Annotated in this window: 20 protein-coding genes and 4 tRNA genes; 4 read left to right on the top strand and 20 right to left on the bottom strand. The window is 69.6% G+C overall.

All coding sequences use genetic code 11. The features are described from left to right. Positions 1-11: 11 nt before the first annotated feature. Positions 12-1211: an acyl-CoA dehydrogenase family protein gene (locus tag E0E30_RS09680; protein WP_130866097.1), complete on the bottom strand. Its 1200-nt coding sequence runs from the start codon at positions 1209-1211 to the stop codon at positions 12-14. 258 nt (positions 1212-1469) lie between these two features. Between E0E30_RS09680 and E0E30_RS09685 the strand changes: the two genes are divergently transcribed. The 3 genes from E0E30_RS09685 (at position 1470) to E0E30_RS09695 (ending at position 4573) form a co-directional block, all read left to right on the top strand. Beyond that, on the top strand, positions 1470-2051 hold the full coding sequence (locus E0E30_RS09685; protein WP_130866098.1) for a TetR/AcrR family transcriptional regulator: 582 nt from the start codon (positions 1470-1472) through the stop codon (positions 2049-2051). A 118-nt stretch (positions 2052-2169) separates the two neighbouring features. Beyond that, positions 2170-3903, top strand: a complete 1734-nt coding sequence (locus E0E30_RS09690) for an AMP-binding protein (protein WP_130866099.1) — start codon at positions 2170-2172, stop codon at positions 3901-3903. 145 nt (positions 3904-4048) lie between these two features. After that, on the top strand, positions 4049-4573 hold the full coding sequence (locus E0E30_RS09695) for a MarR family winged helix-turn-helix transcriptional regulator (RefSeq protein WP_130866100.1): 525 nt from the start codon (positions 4049-4051) through the stop codon (positions 4571-4573). Positions 4574-4635: 62 nt separating this feature from the next. Here E0E30_RS09695 and E0E30_RS09700 read toward each other — a convergent pair whose 3' ends face one another. The 18 genes from E0E30_RS09700 to E0E30_RS09785 form a co-directional block, all read right to left on the bottom strand. Beyond that, entirely contained in the window at positions 4636-5412 is a 777-nt protein-coding gene (locus E0E30_RS09700; protein WP_130866101.1) for an enoyl-CoA hydratase, read from the bottom strand. Then, positions 5409-6305, bottom strand: a complete 897-nt coding sequence (gene mmsB / locus E0E30_RS09705; RefSeq protein ID WP_130866102.1) for a 3-hydroxyisobutyrate dehydrogenase — start codon at positions 6303-6305, stop codon at positions 5409-5411. The genes E0E30_RS09700 and mmsB overlap by 4 nt, the downstream gene beginning before the upstream one ends. A gap of 26 nt (positions 6306-6331) precedes the next feature. After that, a complete protein-coding gene (locus E0E30_RS09710) occupies positions 6332-7381 on the bottom strand; it encodes a 3-hydroxyisobutyryl-CoA hydrolase (protein ID WP_130866103.1) in 1050 nt (349 codons plus the stop codon). Next, positions 7378-8883, bottom strand: a complete 1506-nt coding sequence (locus E0E30_RS09715) for a CoA-acylating methylmalonate-semialdehyde dehydrogenase (RefSeq protein ID WP_130866104.1) — start codon at positions 8881-8883, stop codon at positions 7378-7380. Before E0E30_RS09715 ends, E0E30_RS09710 begins: the two co-directional genes overlap by 4 nt. Before the next feature lie 115 nt (positions 8884-8998). Next, positions 8999-10201 carry an acetyl-CoA C-acyltransferase gene (locus tag E0E30_RS09720; protein ID WP_130866105.1) on the bottom strand — a complete coding sequence of 401 codons (1203 nt, stop codon included), beginning with the start codon at positions 10199-10201 and terminating at the stop codon, positions 8999-9001. A gap of 644 nt (positions 10202-10845) precedes the next feature. Further along, entirely contained in the window at positions 10846-11544 is a 699-nt protein-coding gene (gene rplA / locus E0E30_RS09725) for a 50S ribosomal protein L1 (RefSeq protein WP_130866106.1), read from the bottom strand. A gap of 119 nt (positions 11545-11663) precedes the next feature. Beyond that, entirely contained in the window at positions 11664-12095 is a 432-nt protein-coding gene (gene rplK, locus E0E30_RS09730; protein ID WP_130866107.1) for a 50S ribosomal protein L11, read from the bottom strand. A gap of 189 nt (positions 12096-12284) precedes the next feature. Next, the gene (nusG, locus tag E0E30_RS09735; RefSeq protein ID WP_130866108.1) at positions 12285-13193 is read right to left on the bottom strand and encodes a transcription termination/antitermination protein NusG; all 909 of its coding nucleotides are present in this window, start codon (positions 13191-13193) and stop codon (positions 12285-12287) included. A 24-nt stretch (positions 13194-13217) separates the two neighbouring features. Beyond that, a complete protein-coding gene (gene secE, locus E0E30_RS09740; protein WP_130866109.1) occupies positions 13218-13826 on the bottom strand; it encodes a preprotein translocase subunit SecE in 609 nt (202 codons plus the stop codon). A 70-nt stretch (positions 13827-13896) separates the two neighbouring features. After that, positions 13897-13969: transfer RNA gene (locus tag E0E30_RS09745), tRNA-Trp, on the bottom strand. Between the two features lie 118 nt (positions 13970-14087). Then, entirely contained in the window at positions 14088-15269 is a 1182-nt protein-coding gene (locus E0E30_RS09750; protein ID WP_245306563.1) for an LCP family protein, read from the bottom strand. Between the two features lie 120 nt (positions 15270-15389). Then, positions 15390-16661: an aminotransferase class I/II-fold pyridoxal phosphate-dependent enzyme gene (locus tag E0E30_RS09755; protein ID WP_130866110.1), complete on the bottom strand. Its 1272-nt coding sequence runs from the start codon at positions 16659-16661 to the stop codon at positions 15390-15392. Between the two features lie 67 nt (positions 16662-16728). Beyond that, a complete protein-coding gene (locus tag E0E30_RS09760) occupies positions 16729-17874 on the bottom strand; it encodes a UDP-N-acetylmuramate dehydrogenase (protein ID WP_130866111.1) in 1146 nt (381 codons plus the stop codon). Beyond that, the gene (locus E0E30_RS09765; RefSeq protein ID WP_130866112.1) at positions 17871-18281 is read right to left on the bottom strand and encodes a MaoC family dehydratase; all 411 of its coding nucleotides are present in this window, start codon (positions 18279-18281) and stop codon (positions 17871-17873) included. The genes E0E30_RS09760 and E0E30_RS09765 overlap by 4 nt, the downstream gene beginning before the upstream one ends. Beyond that, entirely contained in the window at positions 18278-18724 is a 447-nt protein-coding gene (locus E0E30_RS09770) for an FAS1-like dehydratase domain-containing protein (RefSeq protein ID WP_130866113.1), read from the bottom strand. Before E0E30_RS09770 ends, E0E30_RS09765 begins: the two co-directional genes overlap by 4 nt. A gap of 117 nt (positions 18725-18841) precedes the next feature. After that, positions 18842-19012: a 50S ribosomal protein L33 gene (rpmG, locus tag E0E30_RS09775; RefSeq protein ID WP_130866114.1), complete on the bottom strand. Its 171-nt coding sequence runs from the start codon at positions 19010-19012 to the stop codon at positions 18842-18844. 55 nt (positions 19013-19067) lie between these two features. Beyond that, positions 19068-19142, bottom strand: a tRNA-Met gene (locus E0E30_RS09780). 62 nt (positions 19143-19204) lie between these two features. Continuing rightward, positions 19205-19277, bottom strand: a tRNA-Thr gene (locus tag E0E30_RS09785). A gap of 140 nt (positions 19278-19417) precedes the next feature. Here E0E30_RS09785 and deoD point away from each other — a divergent pair. Next, the gene (deoD, locus tag E0E30_RS09790) at positions 19418-20128 is read left to right on the top strand and encodes a purine-nucleoside phosphorylase (protein ID WP_130866115.1); all 711 of its coding nucleotides are present in this window, start codon (positions 19418-19420) and stop codon (positions 20126-20128) included. A 71-nt stretch (positions 20129-20199) separates the two neighbouring features. On the opposite strand, the gene E0E30_RS09795 is transcribed toward deoD, so the two are convergent. Continuing rightward, positions 20200-20280: transfer RNA gene (locus E0E30_RS09795), tRNA-Tyr, on the bottom strand. Positions 20281-21454 lie beyond the last annotated feature (1174 nt).

The following is a 21454-nucleotide window of genomic DNA, read 5'->3' on the forward strand; positions in this document are numbered from 1 at the left end:
GGTTCTTCCGATCAGACGAAGGCGGAGACGCCGGTGAGGGCTCGACCGACGATGAGGGAGTTGATGTCGTAGGTGCCCTCGTAGGTGTAGAGCACCTCGGCGTCGTTGAACATCCGGGCCATCCGGTAGTCCGAGACGATGCCGTTGCCACCGAGGATGCTGCGCCCCAGGGCCGCGGACTCGCGGGCCAGCCGGGTCGCCGTCGCCTTGGCCATGGCGGCGTGCGACATCTCCATGCGGCCCTGCTCCTGGAGCCAGGCCACCTGCGCCATGAGCGAGAGGCTGGCCGACGCGTTGGACGCCATCTCGGACAGCTTCTGCTGGACGAGCTGGAACCTCGCCAGTGGCTTGCCGAACTGCACCCGGCTCAGGGCGTAGTCGCGGGCCACCTCGTACATGCCCACCTGGAGACCGGCGGCCTGCCAACCCACCCAGGCCCGGGACTCGCGCAACGCGACGTTGGCCTGGGACCACGAGGTGATCCCGGGCAGGACGTTCTCGTGCGGGACGAGGACGTCGTCCAGGACGATGTCGGCGTTCTGCATGATCCGCAGGCCGGTCTTGCCGGTGATCTTGGAGGCGCTGAACCCCGGCCGGTCGGTCTCGACGATGAGCCCCATGACCCGGCCGTCGGCGGCGTCCCGGGCGAAGACGATGGCGAAGTCGGCGAAGGTGCCGGCGCCGATCCACCTCTTGGAGCCCGAGACGATCCATCCGTCGGCCGTCCGGCGTGCGGTCGTCGCCAGGCCGCCGGCGACGTCGGACCCGTGATCGGGTTCGGTGAGCGCGAAGCAGCCGACCTTGGTGAACCTGCTCAGCCCGGGCAGCCAGGTGGCCTTCTGCTCGGGCGACCCGAAGGCGGCGATCCCGCCGAGGACGAGTTCGTTGTGGATGCCGACGAGGGCTGACAGGCTGACGTCCGCCCGCGTGATCTCGGCCCAGATGAGGCCGCGCAGGAGGCGGTCGTCGGTCGTCGTCATGAGGTCTCCCAGCCCCTGCTCCGCCAGGGCGGGAAGCAGCTGGAAGGGGAACTCCTCGCGATCCCAGTACGGCCCGACGACGGGGACGACGGCGGCGTCGAGGAACTCGCGCAGTCGCTCGAGACGCTCCCGGTGGGCGGCAGGCAGACGATCCGCGACGGACATGAGGTCGCCGGGGAGCTCGGCAGGCAGGTCGACGGCCGGGGCCGTACGATCAACGGTCAGGGTCATGGGAGGTCCTTTCGGTCGCGTGGCCGGTCGCCGGTCGGTCGGCCCGTCCGGTGAGCGGGCCGACGTCGCTTGGTGCGGGCTCCCTCGACCCCCACCGAGTTGAAGAACAGTGGGATCAATCCACGCGGCCGTCGCCGCTGTGAGATTCATCATACAGTACGATCGTAGACACTTTCGTACTTGACCGCCAGAGGTTGACGGAACTTTTTTCGCCATCCCCCGACAGACCCCGGAGCTCCCGGGAGCGCAGGACGTGCCATGACCGAGAACCAGCCCACCCGCCTGACCACCCCGCGACAGCGCGAGGTCTTCACCACCCTCCTCGACGCCTTCCTCGACGAGGGGCTGTCGTGGTTCACCGTCGACGCCGCCGCCGCGCGCCTGCACTGCTCGAAGTCGACCCTCTACGCCCTGGGCCGCACGGGCGACGACATCGTCCGCCGGGTGCTCGTCGCCTTCTTCAAGGACGTCACCCGGCGCACCGAACGCTCACTCAACACCCATCCCGACCCGCTCAACTCACTACTGGCCTACTTCGACGCCATGGGGGCGGCCATGACGCCGGCGTCACCGGCCTTCATGAAGGACGCCGCCTCCATGCCCGTGGCCCGCGAGGTCTACGACACGAACACCCGCGCCGCCGCCCGGACCATCGGCGACCTCATCGCCGCAGCCGTGGAGTCCGGGGAGTTCCGGCCGGTGCCCGTCGACTTCATGACCGGCCTCATCACCGCCGCCCTCGAGCACATCCAGCAAGGAGCCACCGGGTCCCTCGAGGTGTCCCAGGCCTACTCCGAGCTGGGTCGCCTCGTCGTCGACGGCCTGGCCGCCAGGACGTGACCGATCGCTGCCAGAAAAATCCCGCCGGGGCATTCCATTTCGTTTGATGCCAAAGTACAGTGAGTGTGACGAAGTTCACAGTTGACCTTCGACCAGACCCGGAACAGGAGCATCATCGATGACCACCACTGCCTCCGAGAACACCCGGCGCTTCCTGGCGGCGCGTGACGAGCTCGTGCGCTTGCGCACCGACTACGAGGCCGCCCGCAGCCAGTTCGAGTGGCCCCGCTTCGAGCACTTCAACTTCGCCCTCGACTGGTTCGACCATCTGGGCACCGATCCGGCGTCGAAGGACCGGCTCGCCCTCGTCCTCGTCGACGAGGACGGCACGAGGACCACCCGAACCTTCGCCGAGCTGTCGGCCCGCAGCACGCAGATCGTCGCCTGGATGCGGTCGATCGGGGTGCGTCGCGGGGACCGGGTCGCCGTCATGCTCAACAACCAGGTGGAGCTATGGGAGTCGATGCTGGCCTGCATCAAGGGCGGGATGGTCATCGCGCCGACCACTGTCATGCTCGGCCCCGAGGACCTCACCGACCGCACCCAACGGGCCGAGATCTCGTGGGTCATCGTCAACGCCGCCAATGCCGGCAAGTTCGCCGACGTCCCCGGCGAGTTCACCCTCATCCAGGTCGGCGGGCAGGGTCCCGCCCAGTCGACCCACCCGACGATCGACTACGCCGACTCCCACTCCGGCCCCACGGAGTTCACCCCGGAGGCCCCGACCGGCGCCGACGACACCCTCCTGCTCTACTTCACCTCCGGCACGACCTCGCGGGCCAAGCTCGTCGAGCACACCCACACCTCGTACCCGGTCGGCCACCTGTCGACGATGTACTGGATCGGGCTGGAGCCCGAGGACGTCCACATGAACATCGCCGCCCCGGGCTGGGCCAAGCACGCGTGGTCGAACTTCTTCGCCCCCTGGATCGCCGGGGCGACGATCTTCCTCTACAACTACGCCCGCTTCGACGCGATCTCGCTCATGAAACACATGGAGGACAACGGGGTGACGAGCTTCTGCGCCCCGCCCACCGTGTGGCGGATGCTCATCCAGGCCGATCTCACGACGATGACACGGCCCCCTCGCAAGGCCGTCGCCGCCGGCGAACCCCTCGATGCCGAGGTCATCTCGACCGTCGAGAGGGCCTGGGGGCTCACCATCCGCGACGGCTTCGGACAGACCGAGACGAGCGTCCAGGTGGGCAACGCCCCGGGTCAGCCGGTCAAGCCGGGCTCCATGGGACGGCCACTGCCGGGCATGGGCGTCGTCCTCATCGATCCGGTCACCGATGAGCTCGGCGACCAGGGCGAGATCTGCCTGTCCCTCGACCCACGCCCGGTCGGCCTCACCCCCGGCTACTACGGCGACCCGGAGAAGAACGCCGACGCCTTCCGCAACGGCTACTACCACACCGGCGACGTCGCCCGGCGCGACGAGGACGGCTACATCCACTACATCGGACGCAGCGACGACGTCTTCAAGGCCAGCGACTACCGGCTGTCGCCCTTCGAGCTCGAGTCGGTCGTCATCGAGCATCCGGCCGTCGTCGAGGTCGCCGTCGTGCCCTCCCCCGATCCCATCCGGCTGGCCGTGCCCAAGGCCTACGTCAGCCTCGCGGCGGGCTGGGAGCCCACGGCCGAGACGGCCGAGTCGATCCTGCGGCACTGTCGGGAGCGACTGGCGCCGTACAAGCGGATCCGCCGACTCGAGTTCGCCGACCTGCCCAAGACCGTCTCCGGCAAGATCCGTCGGGTCGACCTGCGGGCCCGCGAGAAGGAGCTGCACGCCGCCGACGGTGGGGCCACGACCGTCGGCCAGGAGTTCAGCGACGCCGACATCAAGAGTTGAGACGCTGACATCGGGAGCTCGGCGCGGGCCAACGACGCCGGTGCCGGTCGGGGATGACAGGATGGACCCCCGGCCGGCACCGGCGTCCGGTTCCCGGATGACGCCCGGGAACGGCCCGGGCCCGCCGGCCCGACCCAGGATGACCATGAGGAGGACGCCCGTGACGGTGCTCGAGGACCCCATCGCCGAGGCAAGGAGGCAGTGGGAGGCGCACGGTTGGAGCGACGCCGCCCCCGGCATGGCGGCGGTGACCTCACTGGTGCGCGCCGCCCACCTGGCCCAGGCCAGGGTCGACGAGGCCCTCAAGCAGGTCGACATCACCTTCGCCCGGTTCGAGCTGCTCACCCTCCTCATGTTCAGCCGCCGCGGGGCGATGCCGATGTCGAAGGTGAGCGCCCGACTCCAGGTGCATCCGGCGTCGGTCACCCACGCCGTCAATCGACTCGTCGCCGACGGCCTGGCCGAACGGATCCCGGACCCCACCGATGGGCGCGGCGCCCTCGTCGCCATCACGGACCAGGGGGTGGCCCTCCTGCGCGAGGCCACTCCCCTGCTCAACGACGTCTTCACCAACCTGGGCATGGCGTCCGCCGATCTCGAGCGGATCGTCGGGCTGTGCACGGTGTTCCGACATGCCCAGGGGGACGGGACGGCGGCCCAGCAGCCCTGATCGGCGGCGGACACGGCGGTGCCCCGGACCGTGGTCGGCCCGGGGCACCGCCGTCCGTCAGGTCAGGAATTCGTGAACCGCGGGTCCCGCTTGGCGACGAAGGCCGCCATCCCCTCCTTCTGGTCGTGGGAGGCGAAGAGGGCGTGGAAGAGGCGTCGCTCATGGGTGACGCCCTGGGCCAGGGTCGTCTCGAAGGCGGCGTTGACGGCCTCCTTGGCGGCGATGGCGGCCACCTTGGAGCGGGAGGCGATGGTCGTGGCCACCTCGAGCGCCTGGTCGAAGAGCTCGTCGGCCGGCACGACCCGGGCCACGAGCCCGGCGGCCTCGGCCTCGGCAGCCCCCATCATGCGTCCGGTGAGGCACAGGTCCATGGCCTTGGCCTTGCCGACCGCCCGGGTGAGACGCTGCGACCCGCCCATGCCGGGGATGACGCCGAGGTTGATCTCGGGCTGACCGAAGCGGGCGTCATCGGCGGCGATGATGAGGTCGCACATCATGGCGAGCTCGCAGCCTCCCCCCAGGGCGTACCCGCCGACCGCGGCGATGGTCGGGGTGCGCACCCGGGTGAACTCCTCCCATCCGGCGAACCAGTTCGACAGGTACATGTCGGTGGCGCCTCGCTCGGCCATCTCCTTGATGTCGGCTCCCGCGGCGAAGGCCCTGGCCGACCCGGTGAGCACGATGGCACCGATGGCGGGGTCGGCGTCGAAGGTGCGAGCCGCCTCGCAGACCTCGCGCATGGTGGCGTCGTTGAGGGCGTTGAGGGCACGCGGGCGATGGAGGGTGATGAGGCCGACCCGGCCGCGGGTCTCGACGAGGATGTTCTCGAACTCGCTCACTGCTGGCCTCCCGACCGCTCGCGGATGGACTCGATGATGCCACCGAAGTCGCGTCCGGCCCCCTCACCGGCGGCGTAGTCGCGATACAGCTCGGCGGCCAGTCGACCCATCCGGGCGTCGGTCCCGGTCTGGTCGATGGCCGACAGGGCGAGCCCGAGGTCCTTGGACATGAGGGCGCCGAGGAATCCGGGCGGGGCGAAGCCGCGGTTGGCCGGGCTCGTCTCGACCTGACCGGGCACCGGGCAGTTGGAGTTGAGGGCCCAACAGGAGGCGGTGGCGTGGGAGGCGACATCGAAGAAGACGTCGTCGCTCACGCCGAGCGACTCGGCCAGGACGAAGGCCTCGCTCACGGCGATCATCGTCACCCCGAGGACCATGTTGTTGCACAGCTTGACGGCCTGGCCGGCGCCGACTACTCCGCAGTGGACGATGGTGCGGCCCATGGCCTCGAGGGTCGGGCGGGCCGCCTCGAGGTCCTCGTCGTCGCCGCCGACCATGAAGGTGAGCGTGCCCTGGGTGGCTCCGGTGATGCCCCCGGAGACCGGCGCGTCGACGAACCGGCCGCCGGCTGCCCGGACGAGCTCACCGGCCCGGCGGGCCTGGGCGACGTCGATGGTCGAGGAGTCGATGAAGAGCGCTGACGGTGCCGCCTCGATGAGGCCGCCCTGGTAGGAGTCGAGGAGGATCGCTCCGTTGGGGAACATCGTCACGACGACGTCGGCCCCGGAGGCGGCCTCGGTGCCGCTCGGGCAGATGGTGACCCCGTTGTCGCGAGCCCGTTCCTGGGCGGCCGGGACGGGGTCGAAACCGCGGACGTCGTGGCCGGCGCGCACGAGGTTGGCGGCCATCGGGCCGCCCATGTTGCCCAGGCCGAGGAATGCGATGGTGGACATGGGTGTCTCCTTGGGGTCGGGGCCGGTCAGGGCCGCGGGTCGTCGGCGAGCCGGAGGGGCTCGATGGTGGGGTCGTCAAGGGGGCCGAGGATCGCCTCGACCTGCGCGGGGTCGACGTCGTCGAGGGTCGCCGGGTCCCATCGGGGCTGGCGGTCCTTGTCGACGAGCTGGGCACGGATGCCCTCGGCGAAGTCGCCGCGGCGCTGGAGGTGGAGGGACACCGCGAACTCGGCGTCGAGGGCCGCGGCCAGGTCGAGCCCGGCAGCCCGGCGCACGTGTGCCAGTGTCACGGCCAGTGCCGTCGGGCAGTTGCGTCGCAGGCGCTTGGCGGCGTCGGCGGCCCAGCCGGGGCCGAGACCGTCGAGCCGGGAGAGGATCTCGAGGAGGTCCGCCCCGTCGTAGGTCGCCGCCAGCTCGGTCCGGTCGACCTCGAACGACGGGCTGGCCGCACTCGCGTACCGGCTCACGACGTCGGCGTCCCCGGTGTGGCACAGCTCCTCGACGAGGGAGGACAGGTGCTCACGCGGGACGTGGACGTCGGCCATCCCGGCCTCGATGGTCTCAGCGGGGCCGATGTGCTGACCGGTGAGCGCCAGGTGGAGGCCGAGCGCCCCGGCCCGGGCCAGCAGCCAGGATCCCCCGACGTCGGGGACGAACCCGATCCCGGTCTCGGGCATGCCGGCTCGGGTGTCCTCGGTGACGACGCGGTGCGATCCATGGGCCGACAGGCCGATCCCCCCGCCGAGGACGACGCCGGTCATGAGGGCGACGTAGGGCTTGGGGTACCGGTCGATGGCGAGGTTGAGGGTGTACTCGTCGCGCCAGAAGCCCGCCCCGGCATGGCCGCCGGCCAGCGCGTCGTCGCGCAGGGCGACGACGTCACCTCCGGCGCAGAGTCCACGGTCCCCCGCCCCGGCCAGGACGACGACCTCCACCGAGTCGTCGTCACGCCACCGATCGAGCACCCGCGCGACCTCGAGGGCCATGGGGTGGGTGAGGGCGTTCATGGCCTGCGGCCGGTTGAGGGTGATGACCCCCGCCCGGCCGCGGACCTCGCTGAGGACCTCGTCGGTCATGACTGGTCACCGCGGGGCATGACGAAGGTGGCGCCCGACTTGACCCCGGAGGGCCACCGGGAGGTCACCGTCTTGGTCCGGGTGTAGAAGCGGAAGGCGTCGGGCCCGTGCTGGTTGAGGTCACCGAAACCCGAGGCCTTCCAGCCGCCGAAGGTGTAGTAGCCGATCGGCACCGGGATGGGCACGTTGATGCCGACCATGCCGGTGACGACGCGGTGGGCGAAGTCGCGGGCGGCGTCGCCGTCGCGGGTCATGATGGCGGTTCCGTTGCCGTACTCGTGGTCGCTCACCAGGGCCAGGGCCTCCTCGTAGTCCTTGGCGCGCAGGATCGACAACACCGGGCCGAAGATCTCCTGGGTGTAGATCGACATGTCCCGGGTGACGTGGTCGAAGAGGGTGGCGCCGACGAAGAAGCCGTTCTCGTGTCCGGGAACCGTCTGGCCGCGGCCGTCGACGACGAGCTCGGCCCCCTCGGCGACACCCTGGGCGATGAGCCCCTCGACCCGCTCGACGGCGGCCTTGCTCACCAGCGGCCCGAAGTCGGCCTGCGGATCGGTGGCCACCCCCATGTGCAGCCCGCCGATGCGCTCGGCGAGCTTGGCGACGAGGGCGTCGGCGGTCTCCTCGCCGACCGGCACGGCGACCGAGATGGCCATGCACCGCTCGCCGGCCGAGCCGTAGCCGGCGCCGATGAGGGCATCGGCGACCTGGTCGAGGTCGGCGTCCGGCATGATGACCATGTGGTTCTTGGCGCCGCCGAAGCACTGCGCCCGCTTGCCGTTGGCTGCGGCCCGACCGTAGATGTACTGGGCGATGGGGGTGGAGCCGACGAAGCCGTAGGCCTGGATGCGCGGGTCGTCGAGAAGGGCGTCGACCGCTTCCTTGTCGCCGTTGACGACGTTGAAGATGCCGTCGGGCAGGCCGGCCTCGGTCCACAGCTCGGCCAGCCGCATGGGCACCGATGGGTCGCGCTCGGAGGGCTTGAGGATGAAGGCGTTACCGCAGGCCAGGGCCGGGCCGCACTTCCACAGCGGGATCATGGCCGGGAAGTTGAACGGGGTGATCCCGGCGACGACGCCGAGGGGCTGGCGCATGGAGTAGGTGTCGATGCCGGTCCCGACCGAGTCGGAGAACTCGCCCTTGAGCAGGTGGGGCGCTCCGGCGGCGAACTCGATGACGTCGAGTCCGCGCTCGACGTCGCCGTGGGAGTCGGCGATGGTCTTGCCGTGCTCGCTCGAGAGCATGGCGGCGAGATGGTCGATGTCCTTGCGGCACAGGTCGACGAAGCGGTTGAGCACGCGGGCCCGGCGCTGCGGGTTGGTGTCCCCCCAGGCCGGTTGGGCGGCGGCGGCGATGTCGACGGCGCGGGTCACCTCCTCGGTGCTGGCCAGGGCGACCTGGGCCTGCACCTGGCCGGTCACGGGGTCGTACACGTCGCCGAAGCGGCCTGACGTCCCCTCGACGAGGTGACCGCCGAGGTAGTGGTGGATCTGGGTGGACACGGTGCCTCCTGAGCGTCATCGGTGAGTGTGGCGTTTCTCACACTCTAACTAGTTTGATGTCCAAATACCAGAGGGTCTGACGAGGGATTTCCCCGAACCTTCGTCGCCGCCGGGATCAGGCGCGCAGCAGCAGGGCCTCACCCTGCCCACCGCCGCCACACAGGGCCACCGCCGCATGCTCGCCGACGCCGTCATGGAGCTGATGGGCGACATGGACGGCGACCCGCGAACCCGAGGCACCGATGGGATGGCCCAGGGCGATGGCACCCCCGGCCTCGTTGAGCAGGTCGATCGGCAGGCCGAGGACCCGGGCGGAGTGGATGACGACGGCCGCGAAGGCCTCATTGATCTCGACCAGGTCGAGATCGGCCACATGCCACCCCTGCTTGCCGAGGGCCCGGGAGATGGCCTTGGCCGGGATGGCCTGGAGTGACTCGTCCGCCCCGGCGACCTGGCCGCTGGCCTCGACGGTGGCCAGGACGGGCCAACCCTCCCGATCGGCGCGACGGCGGGTGGTGAGGACGACCGCGCCCGCACCGTCGGAGATGGGTGAGGCGTTGCCGGCCGTGACGGTGCCGGCCGGGTCGAAGACCGGGCGCAGCCGGGAGAGCGTCTCGACGGTGCAGTCCCGGCGCACCCCTTCGTCCTCACGGACGAGTTCCTCGCCGCGGCGTGTCCGCACGGGCACCGGCGCGATCTGGCGAGCCGTGCCGCCCGCGTCGAGGAAGGCCGCGGCGCGCTCGTGGGATCTGGCGGCCAGCTCGTCCTGGTCCCGCCGGCTCACCGGATACCGCTCGGCGAACTGCTCGGTGAGCAGACCCATGGAGATGCCCAGGGCGGCCGAGGTGAGGCCGTCGTCCTGGAGATGGTCGCCGGTACGGAACCCACCGACCTTGGTACCGCCACGGACGGCGGGGCCGGGCAGCAGGAAGGGGGCCTGCGACATCGACTCCATGCCACCGGCGACGCCGACCTCGGCGTCCCCGAGGCGGATGGCGCGGGCGATGTCGATGACGGAGGTGAGGCCGGACAGGCAGACTTTGTTGACGGTCTCGGTGTGGGCCTCACCGGGGATCCCGGCACCGCGGCTGGCCTGCTTCGCCGGGTTCTGACCGACGCCGGCCTGGAGCACCTGCCCCATGACGACCATGTCGACGGCCTCGGGAGCCGCTCCGGCGTCGGCCAGGGCGGCGCGAATGGCGATGGCGCCAAGTTCGGTCGCCGGCACCGAGCCCAGCGAGCCGTTGAGCCGACCGAAGGGGGTGCGTCGGGCTCCGACGATGACGACGTCGTCGGCCCGGTCGAGGGATCGGGGCATGGGTCCTCCCGCATCTGACAGCAGTGACAGTACGAATCTGGTCCGTACTGTACAGATCCGGGCGGACCCGCGCCACGATTGTGTGAGATATCTCTCTCGGCGGACGGGCTGCGGTGTCATGGCCGACCTCGGAGGCCTCATCGCGTGTCGCTGGCTCCGCTCCCCCCCCGGTCGACGGCCCGTCGTCGCGGTCACGACCCTGCTCCGGAAAGCACCGCCTGACCGCGCCGACGAACCACTCAGCGCCAGAACCGTGCACCCTGCTCCCGGAATACAGGGAGCAGGGTGCAGATTGAGGCGCCACGTGGCGATGCGGCCCAACACGGCGACCGTTTCCGGAGCGAAGTGCCGGACGGCGTGGGTGGGAAGCGGCCGGGGCGGCCCGGACACGAGCTGGCCGGAAACGGACGGGGCGGACCTAACACGGGCGGACCTAACACGAGCTGGCCAGAAATGGACAGCGTGGCCCGGCAATCGACGGTGTGGGCCGACAACCGACGAGGCGTCCAGCAACCGACCGGGCAGACCGACAGCGCACGACGCGAACAGGTCACGGACAGCCGGACAGGCCTCGAGCCCCCTCACACGACACCGCGCCCCCGGGCTCCCCCGGGGGCGCGGTGGAGGTCAGCGAGCGACCAGTCTCACTCGGCGGCCTTGACGGCGGCCGGGTCGATCTGGACGCCGGGGCCCATGGTCGACGAGACGGTGATCTTGCGCAGGTAACGGCCCTTCGAGGCGGCCGGCTTGAGACGCAGGATCTCGTCCAGGGCGGCGAAGTAGTTCTCCTGGAGCTTGGCGGCGTCGAAGGAGACCTTGCCGATGAGGAAGTGGAGGTTGGCGTAACGATCGGTGCGGAACTCGATCTTGCCACCCTTGATGTCCTGGACGGCCTTGGCGACGTCCATGGTCACGGTGCCGGTCTTGGGGTTCGGCATGAGGCCACGGGGACCGAGCACGCGGCCCAGGCGTCCGACCTTGCCCATCATGTCCGGGGTGGCCACGACGGAGTCGAAGTCCAGGTAACCGCCCTGCACCTTGGCGATGAGGTCGTCGTCACCGACCTCGTCGGCGCCCGCCGCGCGAGCCGCCTCGGCCTTCTCACCGGTGGCGAAGACGAGGACCCGAGCCGTCTTGCCAGTGCCGTTGGGAAGGTTGACCGTACCGCGGACCATCTGGTCCGCCTTCTTGGGATCGACGCCGAGCCGGATGACCACGTCGACGGTCTCGTCGAACTTGGCCGAGGCTCCGCCCTTGACGAGGTCGAGGGCCTCGGCGGGGGTGTAGAGCTGATCCGGGTTCCGCTTCTCGGCGGCGGCGCGATAAGCCTTGCTGCGCTTCATGTCTGGTTCCTTTCACCAGGTGTGGTCAGGGCTGCGCAAGCCCTCCCACAGGTCGTCGGCGGGTCGTACCCGCCAGTGGGGGCGTCCGGGGGGACGCCGTGGGGGTCACGGCGAGGGGTTCAGCCCTCGACGGTGACGCCCATGGAGCGGGCGGTGCCCTCGACGATCTTCATCGCGGCCTCGACGTCGTTCGCGTTGAGGTCGGGCATCTTGGTCTGGGCGATCTCACGAACCTGGTCGCGGGTGATCCTGCCGACCTTGTGCGTCGCGGGGTTCTCGGTGCCCTTCTTGATACCGGCGGCCTTCTTGATGAGCTCGGCGGCCGGCGGCGTCTTGAGGACGAAGGTGAACGTGCGGTCCTCGTAGATCGTGATCTCGACGGGGACGACGTTGCCGCGCTGGCTCTCGGTCTGCGCGTTGTACGCCTTGCAGAACTCCATGATGTTGACACCATGGGGGCCCAGGGCGGTACCGACCGGCGGGGCCGGGGTGGCCTGGCCGGCGTTGAGGGCGACCTTGACGAGCGCCGCAACCTTCTTCTTGGGAGGCATCTATCGGGTCCTTCGTGTGCTGTGTTCCGGGATGACCGGGGTGGTCACCTCGGGCGTCCTGGTCCGGCGGGCCGGAGGACGCCCGGACGTGACGAACGACCGGGCGCGGACGCACCGGCCCATACTACGCGAAACTCCCCGCGCCTCCCAATCCTGGGCGACGCGGGGAGCTCGGTGGGACCGCGGGTCTCAGACCTTCTCGATCTGGTTGAACTCCAGATCGACCGGGGTCGACCGACCGAGGATCTCGACCGAGGCCTTGATGCGCTGGTTGTTGACGTTGATCTCGGTGATCGTCGCCGGGACGCCGGCGAAGGGTCCATCGGTGATCTGCACCGACTCGCCGACCTCGTAGTCGGCCACCTCGACCTTTCGCTTGGCCTTGGGCGAGGGCGCCTGACCGGCCATGTCGTGGTTGACCTTGGCGATGACCGAGGGGGTGAGCATCGTGACGACCTCGTCCAGGGTGAGCGGGATCGGCGTCGTCGACTGGCCGACGAACCCGGTCACCGACGGGGTGTGCCGCACGATGCCCCAGGAGTCGTCGGTGAGATCCATGCGCACGAGGACGTAACCGGGCAGGTACACCCGGGTGAGCGTCTTGCGGGCGCCGTTGCGGATCTCGACGACCTCCTCGGTGGGGACGACCGTCTCGAAGATGTAGTCCTCCATGTTGAAGTTCTGCACCCGGGCGTCGAGGTTCTGCTTGACCTTGTTCTCCATGCCGGAGTACGTGTGCAGGACGTACCACTGACCGAACTTGTCGGACAGCTCCTCGCGCAGCTTCTCGACGGCGGCGTCGACGGCATCCTGGTTCGTCGCCGTCTGGGACGGCTCCTCGACCTCCTCGGGCTCGTCGACGACCGAGCCGACGCCGAGGTTGCGGGCGATGTCGGCGTCGGCGGTCCCGTCCTCGTCGGACAGGGTGCCCAGATCGATGTCGAGGTCGACGGGAGCCTCTGCGGGTTCGTCTTCGGAGCCGAGGGCGCCGAGGTCGAGCTCGACGTCGTCCTCACGGGGTTCGTCCGGGGCGAGGGCATCGAGGTTGATCTCGACGTCGTCCTTCTCGGGGTCGCTGAAGTTCGCGGTGTCAGTCACCAGTCAATTCTCCGTTGCTTCGTCTCACTGGCCAAACAGCTTGAGCAGCAGCCAGCCGAACAGGACGTCGAGGCCGCTCACGTAGGCGATGACGAGCAGGACGAAGACCAGCACCACGAGGAAGTACTGGCCCAGCTCGTCGCTGTTGAGCCACTTGACCTTGCGCAGCTCCTCGACGGACTGTCGGACGAACTGCGCCGGGGTGGTGCGCTTGTGCGCGGTGGCGGCCTGCGTCTTGCGCGCCGGTGCCTCCCGGCGCACCGGGGCCGTGGTGAGCTTGCGATGGGGAGTACGTCCAGCGCCCTCGGTCGTGGTCGACGAGGTGGCACCCGAGGTGCTCCCCGCCGCGGCGGGACGACGTCGCGGACGGCTGGACCGGGCCGCGGCGGCGGCCAGCTCGGCGTTCGACAACTGCTGGGGATCGTCGATGACGACGTCCTGCGGATCACCGTGGTCGGGGGTGGCGTCGACGGTGTCGTCGGCGTCGATGAGCTCCTCGGCCTCGTCATCGACCACCTCGTAGGAGGGGACGTCCTCGCCGCTGTGGCGAAGGAGCTCCTCGCCCCGAGGATCGAGCCTGTCCTCGGCGGACGGGTCGACCCCGTCGCCGTCAGGTCGTCGCTCGTCGGTCACGCTGGTCCTTCAGGTCGGGTATCGGCCGTGATGGGCCACACGGCTGCATGCGAGAAGGTTTCCCGCCTCGCAGGGCACGAGGGACTTGAACCCCCAACCTGCGGTTTTGGAGACCGCTGCTCTGCCAATTGAGCTAGTGCCCTTCGACGTCCCGACACGAGATCGGGTCGTCAGCACAGGAAGTATAGGGTCACCGAGGCTCGAAGGTCGAATCAACGACCGGGGCAGGTGGGTCGCCCCACCCCGGGGCACGACCTCGGCTCACTGCGGATGGGCCGCGACGTACTGGTCCATGGTGTCGGTGCGCATGGCGTCCGACAGTTCCTGCAGGCCCTTCTCGTCCACGACGTCGTAGGCCTGCCCGTCCTTCGACCGGCCGAACCCCGAGATCGGCGCCTGCACCTGCACGACGCCGTCACCGGAGGAGAAACGCAGGCTCAGGGCGAGCTTGCGGATCTCGGCGTTGGTGAGCTTGTCGTCGACGGTCATCGTGCTGCCGACGAGGGTCGAGACCTCGTTGAACTTCGACGGGTTGGTGAGGACGCCGGCGGTGAGCGTCTTGTGGATGATCGCCGTGAGGACGTCCCGCTGGCGATGGGCACGGTCGAGGTCGCCGTTCTTGAGGTCGTACCGTTCGCGGACGTACTTGAGGGCGTCCGCCCCCTCGATGGTGATGTTGCCGGCCGGGAAGTGGGTCCCGTCGATGGTCGAGTCCTGGCTGTTGTACACCTGCACTCCGCCGAGGGCCGTCGTGAGCTTGGTGAACCCGTTGAAGTCGATGACGGCGGCGTGGTCCATCCGGACATTCGTCAGCTGTTCGAGGGTCTGGATGGTCAGCGGTACCCCGCCCCAGGAGTAGGCGGCGTTGATCTTGGCCTTGCTGGGCCTGGTCACGACGTCGTTGGCCGGGATCGTCACCCACATGTCACGAAGGAAGCTGATGAGGTAGAGGTGCTTCCGATCCGCGGGCAGGTAGGCGACCATGAGCGAGTCGGACCGGCCGCGGTCCCAGCCACGTGAGTCCGAGCCCATGAGGACGAAGGTCTGCGCGTCATCGGCCGCCGCCTTCGGACGGGTCGACTCGTTGGGGACGACGAGCGGCTCACGCTTGATCTGCCCCAGGCCGTCGCTGAGGTTCTTGAGGAAGTACGCCAGCACCCCGACGACCAGAAGGACCAGGGCCATGATGATGGCCAGGAAGATCCGAGGGGCCCGGCGCCGTCGTCTCGACGCCTTCACCGCGCTGGCGGAGTCCTCGGGGGTCGCATCCTCGGCGGCCCCGGTGTCGTACGCCTCGGCGCTCACCCCGCGACGGGGCCGGGCCGGCGAGGAGTCCCGGCCGGGCTCGTCCGTGCCGCGGCCCTCCTCGACGCCCTCGGCACCCGAGGTGTCGGGGGCGTCCTCGTCGTCACCGAAGAGGCTGAACCTGTCGTCGCTGCCCACGCCGGATCTCCTTTGTCATCGGTCTGCCGCCCACCACGCGGGCGCCCCTCCGGGACGCCGTCCCCAGGCAGGCGGACCGTCACCGGCCTCAGGATAGGTGAGGTTGCCCCGCCGGCCCACTCAGGACGCGTCGAGGAGCTTCTCGGCAGCGGCGAGGAGGACGCACGTCGCCACCCCGTCCATGGCCTGGGAGAGCTCCCCCTCGCTGGGGAAGGACGGCGCCAACCGGATCGTTCGGTCGTGCGGGTCGTCGTGGAGTGGGTGCGAGGACCCGGCCGGGGTGAGGGCGATGCCGGCCTCCTTGGCCAGGGCGACGACCCGGGTCGCGGTGCCGTCGAGGACGTCGAGGGTGACGAAGTAGCCGCCCTCCGGATGGGTCCAGCGGGCCACCCCGGCCCCGCCGAGTCGACGCGAGAGGGTCTGCTCGACGATGCGGAACTTCGGCGCGAGGATCTCCCGGTGCCGACGCATGAGCGCCCGGACCCCCTCGGCGTCCTTGAGGTACAGGGCGTGACGCAGCTGGTTGACCTTGTCCGGACCGATCGAGCGGATGCCGGCGTGCTTGAGGTACCAGTCGAGGTTGCCCTTCGAGGAGGCCAGGAAGGCCACCCCGTCACCGGCATGGGTGATCTTCGAGGTCGACGCGAACTCGAGCACCCGGTCGGGGTGCCCGACCTCCTGGGCCAGGTCGAGCACCGGGAGGGGCCGTGGCTCGGCGTCGGTGAGGTGGTGCAGGGCGTAGGCGTTGTCCCACCAGATGCGGAAGTCGGGGGCGGCGTCCATCCGCATGAGGCGCCGGACGGTGGCCTCGTCGTAGACGACGCCATTGGGGTTGGCGTACATCGGCACGACCCACATGCCCTTGACCTGCGGGTCGGCGGCCAGCGCCTCGACGGCATCCATGTCGGGGCCGTGCTCGCCCAGTTCGACCGGGACCATCTCGATGCCCAGGTGCTCGCAGATGGCGAAGTGTCGGTCGTAGCCGGGCACCGGGGCGATGAACTTGATCCGCTGGCGTCCCCAGGGCTCGGTGGCCCCGGGCAGCGGGTGGAGGACCGCGTAGGTGAGGGCGTCATGCATCATCGACAGGCTCGAGTTGTCCCCGGCGATGATGTGGTCGACGTCGACGCCGAGCAGTTCGGCGAAGATCGCCCGGATCTGGACCAGGCCGCGGTCCCCGCCGTAGTTGCGCACATCGACGCCGTCGTCGGTGCGTGCCGGAACATCCATGGTGAGCAGGGCACGGTTGAGGTCGAGCTGACGCGGGGCGGGCTTGCCCCGGGTGAGATTGAGCGAGAGGCCGCGTGCCACGAGCTCCTCGTGGAGGGAGCGCTGTTCGTCGAGAAGGGCGATGAGGTCGTCCCGGGACATCTGGGTCAGCTCAGTGGTCATGGGGTCATTGTCCACCTTCGGCGCACCCGGTCACGACGCGGCCCATCCCCAGCACGCAGGGGCACCGTCACAACGCACACCCGACGAACCTCGGCTCGGGCACCAGCCGGATGCCGTAGGCGGCGTCGACCCCGTCGATGACGGCTCGGGCCAGGTCGACGAGCTCCCGGGCGCTGGCCCCGCCCCGATTGGTGAGGGCCAGGACGTGCTTGGACGACAGCGACGCGTGCGAGGCCGGATCGACGGCGAACCCACGCCCGAAGCCGGCATGGTCGATGAGCCAGGCGGCCGAGGTCTTGACCCGGCCGTCGGGCTGCGGGAAGGCCGGGGCCCCCTCGGGGACGGCGGCGGCGTCGACCAGCGGATTGGTGAAGAAGGACCCAGCACTCCACGTGTCGTGGTCGGCGGGGTCGAGGACCATGCCCTTGCCGCCGCGGATGGCCAGTACGGTCCGACGCACCAGCGAGGTGTCGGCCCGCTGCCCCTGCTCGACGCCCAACCTCCGGGCCAGCTCGGCGTACCTGATGGGCAGCGAGAGGGTGCCGAGGTTGAACTGCATCGACACGTCGAGGACGACGTAGCGATCGGGTTCGGCCTTGAACCGGCTCCAGCGGTAACCGAAGTCGCACTGGTCCGCGGTGTAGGTGTGCTGGGCGTCGTCGAGGCGGTCCCAGGTGCGCACCCGGGCGACGAACTCGCTCACGTCGACCCCGTAGGCCCCGACGTTCTGGATGGGGGTCGAGCCGACGAGACCTGGGATGCCCGAGAGGGCCTCCGGGCCGATCCACTCCTGCCCGATGCAGTGGACGACGAAGTCGTCCCACACCTCGCCGGCGGCGATCGTCGCGAAGGCTCCCCCGCAGGCCGAGACCTCGGCGGAGATGCCCTTCGTCGCGACCCGCACGACGGTCCCGTCGAACCCGGCGTCGCCGACGAGGACGTTCGACCCCCCGCCGAGAACGAGGCAGGGCTCGCCCCGGTGGTCGCAGTCGCGGACGGCCTCGATCAGCTCGGCCTCGGTGCGTGCGACGACGAGCCGACGCGCCGGACCGCCCACTCGCAGTGTCGTGAGAGCGGCCAGCGGGACGTCGTCGCCACTGGCGACCTCGTCGGGGGCGCTGGCCGGGTAGTCGTAGTGGGTGAGGGTGCAGGCCTCGGTGGGGTCGTCGTCCTCGTACGGGCCGATGACGTTGATGAACGGGTTGAGGGTCATGACTGCTCCTGGGAGACGACGACCTCGACGCGGCCCAGCACGGCGACCCCGTCATGGGTGACGTCGACGAGGATGGTGGCGGTGTGCTCGTCGGCGGCGCGGACCGTGCCGGACACCTCGATCGCGGTGCCCTCCTCGTCGTCCGGGACGAGCACGGGGCGGGTGAACCTGGCCTTCTGGGAGCGGACTCGCCCCGGATCACCCACCCAGTCGACGACGACCCCCAGGGCCGCCCCCATGGTCCACATCCCGTGGGCGATGACGCCGTCCATGCCGGCGGCGCGGGCGGCCCGGTCGGACCAGTGGATGGGGTTGAAGTCGGTCGACGCGCCGGCGTACCGCACGATCGTCGACCTGTCGACGGGAACGCGGACCGGGCCGAAGGTCTGACCCTGCGTCATCATCATGAGTCCTCCCCGGGAGCGTGGTCGGAGGTGGTGTGGGTGTGCCACAGGGTGCTGTGGGCGGTGGCCAGGTGTTCTCCGGACGGGGTGTCGAGGGACACGTCGAGCCCCACCATGTCGGTGGCGCCACGGGTACGCACCGAGGCGATCGTCAGGGTGGCGGTCACCTCGTCGTCGACGTGGAGTGGACGGGCCCACTGGAAGGACTGGTCGGCGTGGATGGTGTGGTCGAGGCGCAGATCGAGCTCGGGGTCATCGAAGAGATGCTGCCAGGCCCGGGCGGCGATGACCATGGCGAAGGTCGGCGGGGCGACGGCGTCGTCCCCGTGGTAGGCGGGGGCCTCGTCGTGGAGTGCCGTGGCGAACTCCTCGATCTTGGCCGCGCTCACCCGGTAGGGCTGCGTCGTCGGGTAGCGACGCCCGACGTGCTCTGAACTGATCGGCATGGACATGAGGCTAGCCCAGAGGTCCGACGGTTCAGGGACGGATCGGCCGGCCGGGAGCCGGGAACACCACGACGGGGCCACCCGGATGGGCAGCCCCGTCGATGAGGTCGATGTCGCTCAGCGGGTCTCGCGGTGAGCGGTGTGCTTGCCGCAACGCGGGCAGAACTTCGCGAGCTCCATGCGGTCGGGATCGTTGCGACGGTTCTTCTTGGTGATGTAGTTGCGCTCCTTGCACTCGGTGCAGGCAAGCGTGATCTTCGGGCGGACGTCGCCGGACTTCTTGGCCATGGTTCCTACTTTCGAGCTGTCGAGAGCCTGTGCGGGAAGCCGGGTGGCCCCCCAGTGGTAGCGGAGGCGGGATTCGAACCCGCGACACAGCGATTATGAGCCGCTTGCTCTACCCCTGAGCTACCCCGCCATTGTGCTCACCGACGCCTGAACGGCCGGACCCACTGGGTTATGGGGTCGGATCACACTCAGAGCCCCCAAGCAGAATCGAACTGCTGACCTTCTCCTTACCATGGAGACGCTCTGCCTACTGAGCTATAGGGGCAACGACGTAGAAAGTTACACGCCCGTGAGCGCCGACGCAAGTTGGGGTGGGCCGACCCTCGGGGATCCGCTCCCGGGGCGGATCTGCGGGCCCCGAACCCTCTAGGCTCGGGACGACCACCTCGACCGGAAGGACACCCCATGGCCACCCCGCACAACGCCGCCGAGCCCGGCGACATCGCCCCCCTCGTCCTCATGCCCGGCGATCCCCGTCGAGCCGCACGGATCGCCCGCGACTTCCTCACCGACGCCAGGGTCGTGAGCGAGGTCCGTGGGATCGGGACCTGGACCGGGACCTGGCAGGGCACGCCGATGAGCGTCATGGCCTCGGGGATGGGCATTCCCTCGCTGAGCATCTACGCCACCGAGCTGTACCGGTTCTACGGGGTGCGTCGGATCTGCCGGGTCGGCACCTGCGGTGGCATGTCGCCGGACGTCGACGTGCGTGACGTCGTCATCGCCTCGAGCGCCCACACCAACGACGGCTGCTCGACCCTGCCGGTCCCGGGCGTGACGCTGTCCATGGCGGCGTCCTTCGACATGCTGCGCGCCGCGGTCGACGCCGCCCGCGCCTCCGGGGCCACCACCCACGTGGGTGCGGTCTTCAGCTCCGACACCTTCTACACGACCCGCCCCGAGGTGACCCAGGGGCTCATCGCCATGGGCACCCTGGGGGTCGAGATGGAGGCAGCCGGGCTGTACGGCTGCGCGATGGCCGAGAGGGCCGAGGCGCTGGCCGTCCTCACCGTCTCGGACCACCTCACCAAGGCAGGGTCGGACATGAGCGCCGAGGAGCGGGAGACGTCCTTCGAGTCGGCCCTGGAGATCGCCGCGCGAGCGCTCGTCGCTTGATGCCCGACGCCAGGACCCGACCGACGAGGACATGACGAAACCCCCCGGATCCATCCGATCCGGGGGGCTCGTGGCAGGTGATGGATTCGAACCAACGTAGGCGAACCGACGGTTTTACAGACCGCTCCCTTTGGCCACTCGGGCAACCTGCCGTGCTGGCGTGGGCCAGCGACCCAGAACCATAGCAGGAGCGGACGCCGTCGCGCCACTCGACGACGAGACTCACGTAAAAGGTCCGGATGCGGCAGCACGTGCCTCAGATGAGGATGTCCGCGTACTGACGGTGTAGGCCCGGGCCATGGATCGGGAGCTGTCGATGGCCGCACGCCGTGAGATCACCAAGAAGTACGCCCACCAGTACCGGGCCGCATCGAAGAAGGACAAGTCGGTGCTGCTGGACTCCCTGACCGCCACCACAGGCTGGACCCGTGACCACGCCCGCCGCGCGATCCGGGCAGCCCTGACGCGGAAAGGTGCCGCGTCCCAGCAGAAGCGCCGGCCCCGGCCCCGCAAGTACTCCTACGACGCCGTGAAGGTCCTCCAGCACGTGTGGAGCGTGACGGGTCAGCCCTCCGGGAAGTACCTGGCCCCCGTGATGGACGACACCCTGAACAGGCTGGAACGCTTCAAGGAGTTCGGGAAAGTCACCCGCCGGGCCACCCCCGCGGTGCTGACCGAACTGCGCTCCATGTCGGCGGCCACCATCGACAGATACCTGAAACCCTTCAAGGACGCCGCCTACCCGGCCGCCGGCCTGTCAGCCACCCGACCCGCCCCTCACATCCTGCGTGCCGCGGTGCCCCTGCGCACCAGCCTGGACGGGCCGATCACCGATCCCGGGCTGGTAGAGGTCGACACCGTGGCCCACTGCGGCCACACCCTGGTCGGGGAATTCCTGTGGACCTTGTCGGCCACCCTGCCCGTCTCCGGCTACACGGTCCTGACCACGGTCAAGAACAAGGCATTCGTCCACATCGGGGCCGGCATGGACCGGATCGTCGACCAGATGCCCGTGCCCGTGGCGGAGGTCCACGTCGACAACGGGTCGGAGTTCATCAACTGGGGCCTCATCGACTGGGCGAAGGGCCACGACATCGCGATGTCCCGCTCGCGGCCCTACAAGAAGAACGACAACGCCCACGTCGAGCAGCGCAACGGCGACTGGGTCCGCCGCCACGCCTTCAGATACCGCTACGAGACCGCAACCGAGCTTCAGCTGCTCAACCAATTGTGGCCCCTGGTGATGGCNCGGCCCTACAAGAAGAACGACAACGCCCACGTCGAGCAGCGCAACGGCGACTGGGTCCGCCGCCACGCCTTCAGATA

This window comes from Acidipropionibacterium timonense (assembly GCF_900605005.1).
Classification (GTDB): domain Bacteria; phylum Actinomycetota; class Actinomycetes; order Propionibacteriales; family Propionibacteriaceae; genus Cutibacterium; species Cutibacterium timonense.